This window comes from Cellulophaga geojensis KL-A (genome assembly GCF_000568425.1).
Lineage (GTDB): Bacteria > Bacteroidota > Bacteroidia > Flavobacteriales > Flavobacteriaceae > Cellulophaga > Cellulophaga lytica.
In genome coordinates, this window is record NZ_ARZX01000005.1 from 123875 (window position 1) to 137359 (window position 13485).

11 protein-coding genes are annotated in these 13485 nt (G+C 31.1%); 4 read left to right on the forward strand and 7 right to left on the reverse strand.

Going from position 1 to position 13485, the window contains the following annotated elements; translation table 11 throughout:
- The first annotated feature begins 63 nt into the window (after positions 1 to 63).
- From KLA_RS17520 to KLA_RS06005, 3 genes are read left to right on the forward strand one after another with little or no spacing between them, the layout of a single operon-like run.
- Positions 64 to 1680, forward strand: a complete 1617-nt coding sequence (locus KLA_RS17520; RefSeq protein WP_013619797.1) for an ATP-binding protein — start codon at positions 64 to 66, stop codon at positions 1678 to 1680.
- Entirely contained in the window at positions 1677 to 2096 is a 420-nt protein-coding gene (locus tag KLA_RS06000; RefSeq protein ID WP_013619798.1) for a response regulator, read from the forward strand. Before KLA_RS17520 ends, KLA_RS06000 begins: the two co-directional genes overlap by 4 nt.
- Before the next feature lie 35 nt (positions 2097 to 2131).
- Complete coding sequence (locus KLA_RS06005) at positions 2132 to 2917, forward strand: ABC transporter substrate-binding protein (RefSeq protein ID WP_034644564.1); 786 nt, start codon at positions 2132 to 2134, stop codon at positions 2915 to 2917.
- Here KLA_RS06005 and KLA_RS06010 read toward each other — a convergent pair whose 3' ends face one another.
- The 5 genes from KLA_RS06010 to KLA_RS06030 all read right to left on the reverse strand — a co-directional run bounded on the left by KLA_RS06010 (position 2918) and on the right by KLA_RS06030 (position 9332).
- Positions 2918 to 3859, reverse strand: a complete 942-nt coding sequence (locus tag KLA_RS06010; protein WP_034644565.1) for an NAD(P)H-dependent flavin oxidoreductase — start codon at positions 3857 to 3859, stop codon at positions 2918 to 2920.
- A 24-nt stretch (positions 3860 to 3883) separates the two neighbouring features.
- Complete coding sequence (gene mnmA, locus KLA_RS06015; protein ID WP_034644566.1) at positions 3884 to 5074, reverse strand: tRNA 2-thiouridine(34) synthase MnmA; 1191 nt, start codon at positions 5072 to 5074, stop codon at positions 3884 to 3886.
- 379 nt (positions 5075 to 5453) lie between these two features.
- Positions 5454 to 7301 (reverse strand): membrane protein insertase YidC, encoded by a 1848-nt coding sequence (yidC, locus tag KLA_RS06020; RefSeq protein ID WP_034644567.1) that lies wholly within the window; start codon positions 7299 to 7301, stop codon positions 5454 to 5456.
- A gap of 113 nt (positions 7302 to 7414) precedes the next feature.
- Complete coding sequence (locus KLA_RS06025; protein ID WP_013619803.1) at positions 7415 to 9037, reverse strand: CTP synthase; 1623 nt, start codon at positions 9035 to 9037, stop codon at positions 7415 to 7417.
- A gap of 61 nt (positions 9038 to 9098) precedes the next feature.
- The gene (locus tag KLA_RS06030; RefSeq protein WP_013619804.1) at positions 9099 to 9332 is read right to left on the reverse strand and encodes a DUF3820 family protein; all 234 of its coding nucleotides are present in this window, start codon (positions 9330 to 9332) and stop codon (positions 9099 to 9101) included.
- Between the two features lie 121 nt (positions 9333 to 9453).
- Here KLA_RS06030 and KLA_RS17525 point away from each other — a divergent pair, with 121 nt between their 5' ends.
- On the forward strand, positions 9454 to 10485 hold the full coding sequence (locus tag KLA_RS17525; RefSeq protein ID WP_051456049.1) for a lipocalin family protein: 1032 nt from the start codon (positions 9454 to 9456) through the stop codon (positions 10483 to 10485).
- A gap of 48 nt (positions 10486 to 10533) precedes the next feature.
- Here the strand turns inward: KLA_RS17525 and KLA_RS06040 are convergent, their stop codons facing one another.
- Together KLA_RS06040 and KLA_RS06045 are read right to left on the reverse strand one after the other, a co-directional pair.
- Complete coding sequence (locus tag KLA_RS06040) at positions 10534 to 11070, reverse strand: DUF922 domain-containing protein (protein ID WP_013619806.1); 537 nt, start codon at positions 11068 to 11070, stop codon at positions 10534 to 10536.
- Positions 11071 to 11075: 5 nt separating this feature from the next.
- A complete protein-coding gene (locus KLA_RS06045) occupies positions 11076 to 13484 on the reverse strand; it encodes a LysM peptidoglycan-binding domain-containing protein (RefSeq protein ID WP_161633456.1) in 2409 nt (802 codons plus the stop codon).
- Position 13485 lies beyond the last annotated feature (1 nt).

The window sequence follows — 13485 nt, forward strand, 5'->3', positions numbered from 1 at the left end:
GTTATAAAAACACTTAATACCTTACTATTATTACTTATTTTTAGTGTAGGTATTTATTTACATATGAAAACTCCCCCCATAACAAAAGAACTAAAGTTCTCTAAAACTTTAGTTGTAACACTACTGGTTATATGTATTATTCCTTTTATTCTTCAGCTAGCTGGAGTTAATTTTGGAAGTATAAACGTAGTTTTAGATGCCAGTGGAGATAAAGTTGTCTTAGATGATGCGTCTCAAAATTTAATTTTAACTCATTTAAGAGGTACTTTTACTCACTTAATTTTAGAATGGACAGCTATTTGTATTGCTGTATCTACTGCAATTTTAGCCTTTATACAATACCGAATAACCAACAACCCTACAACTCCTATAATTGGTGCCGCACTACTTTGTGCTGGTTTTATTGATGGTTTTCATGCATTAGCTGCTGTAAATATAATAGACTCTGCATCTACTAACGATAACTTTTTACCCTTTACTTGGGCACTCTCAAGAATTTTTAATAGTGTTATTTTAATTATTGGAGCAAGCATTTTTCTTATAAAAGAAAAAAGAATGATTCCTAAAAGAGGAAGACGTTTTGTTTTACTAGTATCCTTATTTTTTGTGCTTTTAGCATATTTAACTATGTACTTTGTAGCATCTAGCAAGTCCTTACCAATTACAACATTTCATAACAGTTTTGTAACAAGACCGTATGATTTAATTTCGCTTATTCTTTTCTTATTTATGGCTATTTACTTATTTCCGAAGTTAAATAAAAAAGAAAATAGTGTTTTTTCTAACACACTCTTATGGAGTATGATACCCGCAATTGCTACACAAATGTATATGGCCTTTGGATCTGAGAATTTACATGATTCTAATTTTAACATTGCACACACCTTAAAGGCAATATCCTACGCTATACCTTTTATTGGTATTATGCTAGATTATATTTCGGCCCATAAAAAAGAGCAAATAAGAGTTACAGCCTTAAAAAATGCCCATTATGTTGTTAGTCAAAAAAATAAAGAACTAGAACAGTTTGCATTTATTGCTTCTCATGATTTACAAGAACCACTACGTACATTACTAAATTTTACACAACTGTTTAAAGAAGAATATGCAGATAAGTTAGACGAAAATGGCAAAACCTACCTTAATTTTATTAGACAAGCTACCACAAGAATGAGCCTACTTATTAAAGCCGTTTTTGATTACTCTAGAATTGGAGTAAAAAATAATGTTACCAAAGTAAAAACCAACAAACTTGTAAAAAATATTATTGCAGAAATACAGCCTAATTTAAACGATATAAATGCCACTATTAAACATAAAAAGTTACCAAAAATTTATGGGCAAAAAACAGAATTACGTATTCTTTTTCAAAATTTAATTGGCAATGCAATTAAGTTTCAAAAAAAAGGAAACGCACCTGTAGTAGAAATACAAGGAAAAGATATTGGAGAATATTGGGAATTTAGTGTAAAAGATAATGGCATTGGCATAGAAAAAAAGCATCAGGATAAAATATTTTCTATGTTTCAACGCTTACATTCTAAAGACATTTATGATGGTGTAGGAATAGGACTTGCTCACTGCTTAAAAATTGTATTAATGCATGAAGGCAGAATATGGGTAATATCTGAACCTAATAAGGGAAGCGAATTTAAATTTACTATTAAAAAACAAAAATGAACAAGCTAAAAAGTATATTGTTAATAGATGATGATGATGCAACTAATTTTTTGCATAAAATGGTCATTAAAAAAGTTAACTGTACAGATAATATCATTGTAAAAACCAATGGTGAAGAAGCAATAAATTATCTAAAAACAGAGACTGACGGTAAATATCCACAGCCTAGTTTAATTTTATTAGATATTAATATGCCTATAATGAATGGGTGGGAGTTTTTACAAGAATACAAAAAGCTTGAAGAAAACCAAATGGCAGAAACCGTTATAGTAATGCTTACAACATCATTAAATCCTGATGATAAAGAAAGAGCCTTAAGCTTTACACAAATTAACGATTTTAAAAGTAAACCACTAACACCAGACGGGCTTAAAGACATACTTAAAAGCTTTTTCTTGTTTCCTGATGATATATAATGACATCCCCTAATTTTTAAGGTATATTTGCTTTTATGCAACAGATTATAGACCAAATGGGAAGGCAAATTAATTGCCCTAAAAAGCCATTACGTATTGTTTCTTTAGTTCCCTCACAAACAGAATTATTGGTAGATTTAGGTCTAGAAGAATATATTGTTGGGGTAACTAAATTTTGTGTACACCCTAAACACTTACGTATGTCTAAAAAAGTGGTTGGCGGCACAAAAAAAATATCTTTAGCTAAAATTGAAGCTGCAAAACCAGACATAATTTTGTGTAATAAAGAAGAAAACACAAAAGAAATTGTAGAAGCACTAGAAAAACTTTACCCTGTACACGTATCTAATATTAATGATTTAGAAGATTCTTTAGAGCTAATAATGCAATATGGCACAATTTTTAATAAAATGTTTAGTGCCACAAAAATTGTTAGCACTATAAGAAATGAAGCAAATACCTTTAAAGATTTTATAAAAGACAAACCACGTAAAAAAGTAGCTTACTTAATTTGGAAAGAACCATATATGGCTGCAGGCAAAAATACTTTTATAAATCATATGCTTACACTTAATAACTATGATAATGTTTTTAGTGATAGCTTACGGTATCCAGAAACAACCTTAGAAGCTTTAAAAGAATTAAAACCAGACTCTATTTTATTATCATCTGAGCCGTATCCTTTTAAAAGAAATCATATAGATGAAATAAAAAAAATAATGCCATCTACAACTGTTGAGTTGGTAGACGGCGAATATTTTTCTTGGTATGGTAGTAGACTACTAGATGCCTTTATCTATTTTAAATCTTTACACTATTAATTACAAGTTAGCCATTTGTGTTTTTGCCAAGTTAAACTCGGTTACTATTTCTTTTACAATGTCAGCTGCAGGCATAATTTTATGTATAATAGCAGCAACCTGGCCTATTTCTAACTCGCCATCTTCCATATCACCTTCAAACATTCCTCTTTTAGCTCTTGCCCTACCTAACAAGGTTTTTAAATCTTCAGGTGTAGCTCCTTTACTATATGCATTTTGCACCTCATTAAAAAATTTGTTTTTTAATAAACGTACTGGGGCCAATTCTTTTAAAGTTAATTGAGTATCTCCTTCTTTAGCATCTACAACTTTTTCTTTAAATAGTTGATGAGATGACGCCTCTTCACTAGCCACAAATCTGCTTCCAATTTGCACTGCATCTGCACCTAAAATCATAACCGCTAACATTGCTTTACCCGTTGCAATACCACCAGCAGCAATTAATGGTATTTTTAGCTGCTCTTTAACTGCTGGTATTAAGGCTAAAGTAGTAGTTTCATCTCTACCGTTATGTCCGCCTGCCTCAAAACCCTCTGCAACAACAGCATCTACTCCGGCTGCCTCAGACTTTAATGCAAATTTTAAACTACTAACAACGTGCACTACCGTAACACCATTTTCTTTTAAAAAGCTTGTCCAAGTTTTAGGATTACCAGCAGAAGTAAAAACTATTTTAACACCTAGGTCTACAATAATTTTCATTATTTCTTCTACGTTAGGGTATAACATTGGCACATTAACGGCAAAAGGTTTATCTGTAGCTTTTTGGCATTTTAAAATATGCTCTTTTAAAACATCTGGGTACATAGAACCCGCACCAATTATTCCTAAGCCACCAGCATTAGAAACAGCTGAAGCTAATTTCCAACCACTAGCCCATATCATTCCTGCTTGTATTATAGGATATTCAATATTAAATAATGATGTTATTCTGTTTTGCATATTTATTTTTTTCAACTTTTATAATTATGATATTACCCCAGAGCCTATTAGCTCATCACCAATATGCCAAGCAACAAATTGACCTTCTGTCATTGCAGATTGCTCTTCTTTAAAATCTACATACAATCCAGTATCAACTTTATACAATGTTGCTTTTTGTAAAGCTTGCCTGTAACGTATACGTGCCATAACTTCCATAGTTTCATCTACCTCTAAAGCCATATCTGTACGTACCCAATGTAACTCTTCATTAGATACAAAAAGTGTTTTACGGTATAACCCAGGATGCTTTTTACCTTGCCCTGTATATATTACATTTTCATCTACATCGGTCTCTATAACAAACAAAGGTTCCTTGGTACCACCAACAGCTAAACCTTTACGTTGTCCTTTGGTAAAGTAATGTGCACCTTGGTGTTCTCCTACAACTTTACCATCATTTAAATTATAAACCGGTTTTGTTGCGTAAAAAGCCAATTCATCTTCTTTGGTTGCAAATTCTGGTATTGCATTGTTGTATTGTTCTAATGAAGATGAAACCTCTACAATTACACCTTGTTTTGGTTTTAGTTTTTGCTGAAGAAAATCTGGCAAACGCACTTTACCTATAAAACAAAGTCCTTGAGAGTCTTTTTTATCTGCTGTAATTAAATCATTAGCTGCTGCAATTTTTCGTACTTCTGGCTTTAGTAAATCTCCAATAGGAAACAACGTTTTAGACAGTTGTTCTTGTGAAAGTTGACATAAAAAATACGATTGATCTTTATTACCATCTTTACCAGCTAAAAGTTGATGTATTTCTTTACCTTCTTCATTTATAAAAGAAGTTTTTCTACAGTAATGTCCTGTAGCTACATAATCTGCCCCTAATTGCATTGCAATCTTCATAAACACATCAAACTTAATTTCTCTGTTACAAAGTACATCTGGATTTGGTGTTCTTCCTTTTTCATACTCATTAAACATATAGTCTACAATGCGTTCTTTATATTCTGCACTTAAATCTACTGTTTGAAAAGGAATACCTAATTTCTCTGCAACTATTAGTGCATCATTACTATCCTCTAACCAAGGACATTCATTAGAAATGGTAACAGAATCATCGTGCCAATTTTTCATAAAAAGCCCTATAACATCATAACCTTGTTCTTTTAAAAGATAAGCTGTAACGCTAGAATCTACACCTCCTGAAAGTCCTACTACTACTTTTTTCATTTTTTATAATCTGAATTGCAAAAATACAAAAATCTAAAATGCTTTGTATTTCTATTAACACCCATAAATCTTTAATTTTTCATAAAGAAATATACCGTTTATCGATATTTAAAACCGATTAAAAACGGACTAAAAACTTAGTCGAAAACTTAACAACAAAATGACTCTGCTTAACATACAAAAATGCAGCTTTTACAACTAAACATTTTTTAACCTTTTAATAGGTTGCATCTTTGGAGTCCCAAATGTTACTAAGTTTAACCTACTTAGTGCTTAAAGCTCCTAGAAATAGGAGCTTTTTTTTATTTAAAGAATACATAACAAAAAAATCCTGCTTCAAAACTGAAGCAGGATTTTTAATATAATTTAAAAAAGACTATTATCTATTCTTTTTTTGCTCTTCTGCTTGCTCCATCATTTCACGCATTTTTTTCTGAAACTTATTTTCTTTCTTAGGTTTCTTTTTATTTTCCTGAATTTTAGCGTGTATTTTATCTTCATCTATAATAAACTTCTTAATTGCCAACATAATAAATATTGTAATTAAGTTAGATACAAAGTAGTACAAACTAAGTCCACTTGCGTAACTATTAAAGAATATTAACATCATTAATGGAGATAGGTAAAGAATAAATTTCATATTAGGCATACCTGGCTGCTGTTGCATATTTTGTCCAGATGTCATCATCATATAAAAGAAGATGGCAATAGATGCTAATATTGGAAATAAACTAACGTGATCCCCGTACAATGGAATGTGAAATGGTAATTCTGCTATAATATCATAAGATGATAAATCGTCTGCCCATAAAAATGGTTTTTGACGCAACGCAAAAGAGGTTGGAAAAAACATAAACAAGGCATAAAAAACTGGCAATTGTAATAAAGCTGGTAAACAACCACTCATTGGGCTTGCTCCTGCTTTATTATAAAGCTTCATAGTTTCTTGCTGCTTTTTCATTGGATTGTCTTTGTACTTCTCTCCTAATTCTGCAATCTCTGGCTTTAAAACCTTCATTTTTGCTTGTGATAAGTACGACTTGTAGGTTACTGGCGACATTAATAAACGCACCAAAATTGTCATTACAATAATTGCAATACCGTAAGGTAAAAAGCTACTTAAAAAAGTATAAGCTGGCGTAAACACATATCTATTTATAAAACCAAATATTCCCCAACCGTAAGGTATAGAGTCCTCTAAACCTAGCTCTTTGTATTTAGATAGTTCTTTAATATCTGTTGGTCCATAATACAGGTTCATATTATAAGATAGTTCACCGGCATCTGCTTTTAAAGGTAATACAGCTGTATTCTCTTTAGTAAATTTTGTTTCTGGTGTATCATCTTCAACTAAGTTTACAGAACTTAATTTAGCTGTTTCAAAATGTTTATCTGTAGCTAATATAGAGCTAAAGAAATGTTGCCTGTAAGACAACCATTTAACATCTACCTCTTCTTCTTCATCATCACTGCTTTCTGATAATTTACTAATATTACCATCATCATGGTTGTATGTTAAACGGGTATATCTATTTTCATATGTAGCACTTTTACTGTGTCTAATTCCTTTTTGTTTCCAGACTAAAGCAATTGGTGCAGCGCTATTTAATACTCCGTTTAAACCTTGAGAACGAATATTAAAATCTAACAAGTACTCATCTGGTTTAATCTCATATCTGTATTCTAAAAAGTCTGTAGCAGATACTTTAGCTTTCATAGAAAGCACGGTATTATTACCATTTTTAGAGATTGACGGTTCAAAATATAGATCTTTTGTATCTAAAACTCTATTATCTGATGTAGAAAAAGTTAATCCGAAACTTGCGTTATTGTCTTTTACTAAGTGTACAGGAAGTGAATCATAAGTAACAAAGTTTTTCATCTTTGCCTCTACAATTTGTCCTCCTTTGTTACTAATTCTTAAATAAAGAACATTGTTTTCTAAAACAGTTGTTCCTTCTGAAGCTGGTGTATACCCAAAAGCTCCTATTTTACTTTTGTAATTAGCAACCGCTGTAGAATCTGATAAATTCAAAACTGGTTCTTGAGCAGTAGTTTCTTTTTCTTGCTTGTTATCTACTGTGGCAGCTTCAGTTTTTTGTTGTTCTTTTTTCTGTGCTTCTAGTTCCTCGGCAGTTGGTTGTGTGGTATTAAACCATAAAACAAACAATCCAAAAATTAGTAAAAACCCAATTAAGGTTTTTGCATCAAATTTCTTTTCTTCCATTCTAATATGTCAAAGATTTTATAGCAAACACTATAAATCTAGTTATGTTAATAATAAATTACAATTTGCAAATATATGTCCAAATGTACACTTTATGCCAAAGTGGCACTTTTTTATTGTTTTTTATGCTCAAGAGCAGCTTTTACAAAGCCAACAAATAAAGGATGAGGATTTGCAACTGTACTTTTATATTCTGGGTGATATTGTACACCAATAAACCAAGGATGAATATCTTTAGGCAGCTCTACAATTTCTACAAGACCTGTATCTTTATTAATACCAGAAGCTTGTAAGCCAGCAGCTGTTATTTGGTCTTTGTATTTATTATTAAACTCATACCTGTGTCTGTGACGTTCAGATATATCTGCCTTACCACTATACACATTTTTAACAAGGCTATTATCTTCTAAATGGCAAGCCCAAGTACCTAAACGCATAGTACCACCTTTGTTAACTACAGTTTTTTGCTCTTCCATTAAGTTAATAACAGGGTTTGGTGTTTTTTCATCCATTTCTTTAGAATTAGCGTCTGCTAACCCTAAAACATTTCTAGAAAATTCTATAACTGCCATTTGCATACCTAAACATATACCTAAAAATGGTATTTTGTTTTCTCTTGCATATTGTACAGCTTCAATTTTACCTTCTATACCTCTTTCCCCAAAACCAGGTGCTACTAAAATACCATCTAACCCCTTTAATTCTTCTGCCATATTTTTACCTAAAATATGCTCAGAGTGTATAGATTTTACTTCAACTTTTACCTCATTTTCTGCTCCTGCGTGTATAAAAGCTTCTAAAATAGATTTATAAGAATCTTGCAATTCTACATACTTACCAATTAAACCAATTGTAACTTGATTTTTTGGATTTTTATGACGTTCTAAAAACTGATTCCAGGTAGTTAAATCTGGCTTTTCTGTATCAGACAATGCTAATCGTTCTAAAACAACAGTATCTAAACCTTCTTGTTGCATTAGTAAAGGCACATCATAAATAGTAGATGCGTCTATAGATTGTATTACCGCCTCTCTTTTTACATTACAAAACAATGCTAACTTATGCTTTATTTCATCAGAGATTTGGTGTTCTGTTCTACAAACTAAAATATCTGCCTTAATACCACTTTCCATTAATGTTTTAACAGAGTGCTGAGTTGGTTTAGTTTTTAATTCTCCAGCAGCAGACAAGTATGGTACTAATGTTAAATGTATTACAATACCATTATTATCTCCTAGCTCCCATAGTAATTGCCTAACTGCTTCTATGTATGGCAAAGATTCTATATCACCAACAGTACCACCAATTTCTGTTATTACAATATCGTAATCTCCGCTTTTACCAAGTATTTGTATACGTTCTTTAATTTCATTGGTAATATGAGGAACTACTTGTACTGTTTTACCTAAAAACTCTCCTCTACGTTCTTTTTCTATAACACTTTGGTAAATTCTACCTGTAGTAACATTATTAGCTTGTGAAGTTCTTACGTTTAAAAAACGTTCATAATGCCCAAGGTCTAAATCCGTTTCTGCACCATCGTCAGTAACGTAGCATTCTCCGTGTTCATAAGGGTTTAATGTTCCTGGATCTACATTAATGTAAGGATCCAATTTTTGAATGGTAGTTCTGTAACCTCTAGCTTGTAATAATTTAGCCAAAGATGCTGCTATAATTCCTTTTCCTAGAGATGATGTAACCCCTCCGGTTACAAATATGTACTTAGTGTTTGCCATGTAGCGTTAGGTTGTTTTCTTAACGCAAGCAAAAATAGCAAATTGCTATTACAAAAGCAGTCTATTCTTTAGGAAAATCTTTCTGAATTTTTAGAATGATATCTTCCAATCCGTTTATTTTAATTTCTAGCATAGATTTTAACAAAACACCTAGTTTTCCGTCAGGAAAACCCTTTTGATTAAACCATACCAAATATGGTTCTGGTAGGTTTACCAAATACCTTCCTTTGTATTTACCAAATGGCATTCTGTAATGAGCCAATTCTATAAGTTTTTGGTTATCGTTTTTTAACATAATTAAAAAGTCTAAAAGTAAATTCTAAACGTACATTTAAAAGAAGTTCAACAACTTACATTAAAAAAAGGCAAATTCATTAGTATATTTACAAATTGAAAAACAATTAACCAGAACAACTATGAAAAATTTAATTCCCCTATTCTTATTATTAATAATTTTAAATTCTTGTGACAAAGATAGTCAAGAATTGTTTAATTTAATTGAACAAAGTGAAAACACTGACTCAAACAATTCTGAATTAGACACAGACAATGATGGTGTTACGGATGAAGACGAGAATAAAGATGGAACAGATCCTACTAATGCTGATTCTGATAACGACGGTGTAAGTGACGGAGAAGAAAAAACAGACTCAACAAATCCATTAATTCCTGATACGGATAATGATGGCGTAAATGATGGAGATGAAAAAATAGATGGTACAGATCCAAATAACGAGGATACAGATAATGATGGAATAACGGATGGAGAAGAAAAAGCAAATAAAACAAATCCTTTAATTGTTGATACAGATGGGGATGGTGTAATTGATGGCACAGAATTAACCAATAGTACAGACCCTTTAAGTAACTGCTCTTTTTTACTCGCTAGTCAAACAGTTGACACTAGTGAAACTTGGAACAACTTAGACTGTGATGCTGACGGAATAATTAATATTGATGAAGTAAATGCAGGCACAAACCCATTAATTGCAGATGAAGCAGAAGTAAAATCTCCTTTGCTTGGTACTTGGGTATTGGTGAGTGCTACTATTGATAATGGTACAGCCACTACTGTTGTTAATAACCAAACCTATCCGCTAGAATATACAGCAAATTCTACTAACGAAAACTCTACAGCTACATTTACAGAAAACCCTAATACAATTATTAGCACAGGTGAATACACTACTGTAATTAATTTCTCGTTTTTAGGAACTGATTATACAGAAACCATAACATCTGAAAGTCCGCTAAGTTCTGGTGATTGGTCATTAGAAAATGACACTCTAAAACTTGACGCTAATGACACTGTAAACGGAACTTATAGAGTAATTAGCTTAACTGATGAAACTCTTGTTATACAAACCGAAGTAAATAGGATTGTAACAACTGGAGGTGTAGATTTAGACACTAAAGGGACATTGGTAATTACATTAGCTAAGCAATAAGATAAAAATAAAAAAGCGACACTGGGTGTCGCTTTTTTATTATCTAAATTATTTTAACTGAAGTTGTTTTTTAACTTTTGTTTGCCATAAAAGCTGTTTTTCTATATCTCTAGAGTAATTTGTTTCTGAGTCATACAAATCCTGATAAGCATTTAATTCTTTATTAATAGCGGTATAAATATCTTTCACCTGATTTCTGGTATGTTTAGAAGGTTTAATTTTACTTAAGCTAAGTCTCATTTTACGCGCGTAAATCTCTGCAATATCAAAATGTAATTGCTCATGACTTAAGGTGATATCTGTACATAACTCTGGTTTATACCAAGATTTATTTGGGTAAAAAAGGGCAACAACTTCATATGTGAATCTATTGCCCTTTTTTTTATCAAAATATGTGGTATACTTATAAGTGATACCACTAGCTGTTATAGCTGCCGCTCTATTATTAATTGGTGCTTTATCTTTAAAATTAGACCAATTTAGTTTTAAATTTGGTCTCCAAACAATAGTTTCTTCAGTTTGTGCAATGCCTTTAGCAACTAAAAACACACATAGTAAAAAAACTATTTTTTTAAAGAAAGACATACCAATTATACTTTAGGTACTACTTTTTCTACTTCTTCAATTTTCATATCATTATACTGCATAATATAAACAGCTGTATTAGTAAACCCTGCATTTTGCTTGTTTACATAATTAAACTTATTAGCAATATACTCTGTTTCTCCTACTATTTTAGATACCTCAAACAAATCATTTTTATAAGCTAGTTTTAACAATACATCATACATAATATCAAAACCTCTTGCTGCGTATTTATTTGGATTTGCTCCAAATTTAAATCTGTACATTTTATTAAACTCTTCATCAGTAATTTCTTTATTTACAGATGGGTATGTAAAGTTTAAATTAGATAAAAGTAAGTTATCTACATCATCTCTATCAAAAGCTTTATTTAGGTCTGTGGTAAACATTCTAACTTTTGTATCCTTAGCATTTAAAGAGTTTACAACAGATGTGGCGTGCTTAGAAAGTGCCAAATTACTAGTCTCTACAAAAACAAAATTATCTACCTTTTTAGATAATAAATATTTTAACTTATTTATATTAATTGTTAAGTCTTTAATTAAGCTAACCTTTTTGGCTTTAGGAAACTTTGCCATAATAGCATCAGAGGCTTCCTTATGTTTAGAGTCTGCTATAATTACTATATTCTGATTGGTATAAATACTAGAAACATAGTCTAAAATTTTAGCTCTTAAAACCTCATTAGATGGCAAAGTGTAAAACGTATTACCAAATCCTATTTGTTGCTCTGTTAAGTTAGGAGACACAACAGGTATTTGTAAACCTGCAGTTTTTTTAGCTACCTCTTGTATAGATTGCGGATCTAAAGGACCAATAATAGCTCCATAATTCGCAATATTTTCTTGTGCTAAAATTTCTTTAACTCTATCTACACTTTTAGTAGACTGTGTGTCAAAGGCAGTAACATCTACAGAAACTCCTTTTTTCTTAATTGTTTCTAATGCCAATTGCATACCAGAGTAAAAACCTAAACTAATTTTAGTGTCGAGTCTTTTATCAATATCCTTTTTAGCTGTAGAGGAATTATTTACATCTATTTTGTCTAATCTAAAAGGTAATAAAACCATAACTTTTGGTCTTACCGCAACATTTATACTATCTACTAAATTAATTTTTGGTAAAATTAAAGAGTTTTTAACTGTAAAGTTGGTACTTCTAGATTTTGGTAGTTTTAAAACCATACCAGATTTAATACCATCTTTTAAAGCTGGATTAAATGCTATTAGCTCACTAAATGATACTCCTAAATCTCTAGACAAAGACATTTCTCCTTGCCCCTGACGAACTACGTAAAATATAAAGTTTTCTGAATTTACAACTTGTGTATCTGACGAAGACTTACCTTTTAAAGTTGGAATTTTTATATTCATTCCTTCTTGAAGCCCTTTTTCCTTTACTAGAGGATTAATCTCTTTTATTTTTTCTTCTGTAACACCATAAGCCTTTTCTAACCTATAAAAATTCATTTTTGCAGGTACAGTATAGGTTATAAAATCTGGCACTTTTTCTGAACCAGTTTTAACCAAGCTATCTCTAACAACTATATTTCTCTCTGGTATTTTAAGCTCTTGCCCTTCTGCTAAATAATTAGAAGATTTTGGTAAATCTGGATTTAGTAGCAACAAGCTATCTACAGTAATACCATACTTATTTGCTATACTCCAGCGTGTTTCCTTAGCTTTTACTATATAAGACTTTAAAACAACCTCTTTAATTTCTACCTTTTTAAAGTGAGGAATTCTTAATATCATCCCTTTCTTTACATCATCAGAATACAAACTTGTATTGTACTTTTTTATCTGATCCTGAGAAACTTTAAATTGTTTAGAAATACCATATAATGTTTCTCTTTTTTTAACTTTATAATTTGTAAACTTATAAGGAGTATCTTCATAAACCTCAGAAAAAGAATTAGTTGTTGTAGTTACAGAAGTATCTACAACCTCTTTTTTATAAACAGGTATTTTTAAAACAGTTCCTTTTTTTAATTGCTCTGCATATAATTGTTTGTTATATCTTTTAATGTCATCTTCTGTAACATTGTACTGTTTAGCAAGACTGTATAAAGTTTCTCGTTTCTTAGCTTTATGTTCTATAAAACGAATTGGTTCCTCTTGCTTAACCTGAGTAACCGTTACAGGTTTATCACCTGACAAGGAAGCTGTTACAGCTGCCATTTTTTTATCTAACGGAACAATTAATATAGTATTAGGAGTTAGTTTTTGCCCCTTTTTAATCTCTTTATTATAGACCAAAATATCCTCTATAGATACGTTATATGTTTTAGATATACTCTCTAAAGATTCTCCTCTTTTAACAGGGTGTGTCTTATACTTTTGAGCATAAGAATTGGCTGTAACCAAAAGAATTAACAAAAAAGAAAGAACTGTTTTAAAAAATTTACTATTCATA

Bases quoted from the DNA above. Each gene is read 5' to 3' on its own strand.
- KLA_RS17520 (WP_013619797.1), top strand. From the start codon at position 64: ATGAAAACTCCCCCCATAACAAAAGAACTAAAGTTCTCTAAAACTTTA.
- KLA_RS06000 (WP_013619798.1), top strand. From the start codon at position 1,677: ATGAACAAGCTAAAAAGTATATTGTTAATAGATGATGATGATGCAACT.
- KLA_RS06005 (WP_034644564.1), top strand. From the start codon at position 2,132: ATGCAACAGATTATAGACCAAATGGGAAGGCAAATTAATTGCCCTAAA.
- KLA_RS06010 (WP_034644565.1), bottom strand. From the start codon at position 3,859: ATGCAAAACAGAATAACATCATTATTTAATATTGAATATCCTATAATA.
- mnmA (WP_034644566.1), bottom strand. From the start codon at position 5,074: ATGAAAAAAGTAGTAGTAGGACTTTCAGGAGGTGTAGATTCTAGCGTT.
- yidC (WP_034644567.1), bottom strand. From the start codon at position 7,301: ATGGAAGAAAAGAAATTTGATGCAAAAACCTTAATTGGGTTTTTACTA.
- KLA_RS06025 (WP_013619803.1), bottom strand. From the start codon at position 9,037: ATGGCAAACACTAAGTACATATTTGTAACCGGAGGGGTTACATCATCT.
- KLA_RS06030 (WP_013619804.1), bottom strand. From the start codon at position 9,332: ATGTTAAAAAACGATAACCAAAAACTTATAGAATTGGCTCATTACAGA.
- KLA_RS17525 (WP_051456049.1), top strand. From the start codon at position 9,454: ATGAAAAATTTAATTCCCCTATTCTTATTATTAATAATTTTAAATTCT.
- KLA_RS06040 (WP_013619806.1), bottom strand. From the start codon at position 11,070: ATGTCTTTCTTTAAAAAAATAGTTTTTTTACTATGTGTGTTTTTAGTT.
- KLA_RS06045 (WP_161633456.1), bottom strand. From the start codon at position 13,484: ATGAATAGTAAATTTTTTAAAACAGTTCTTTCTTTTTTGTTAATTCTT.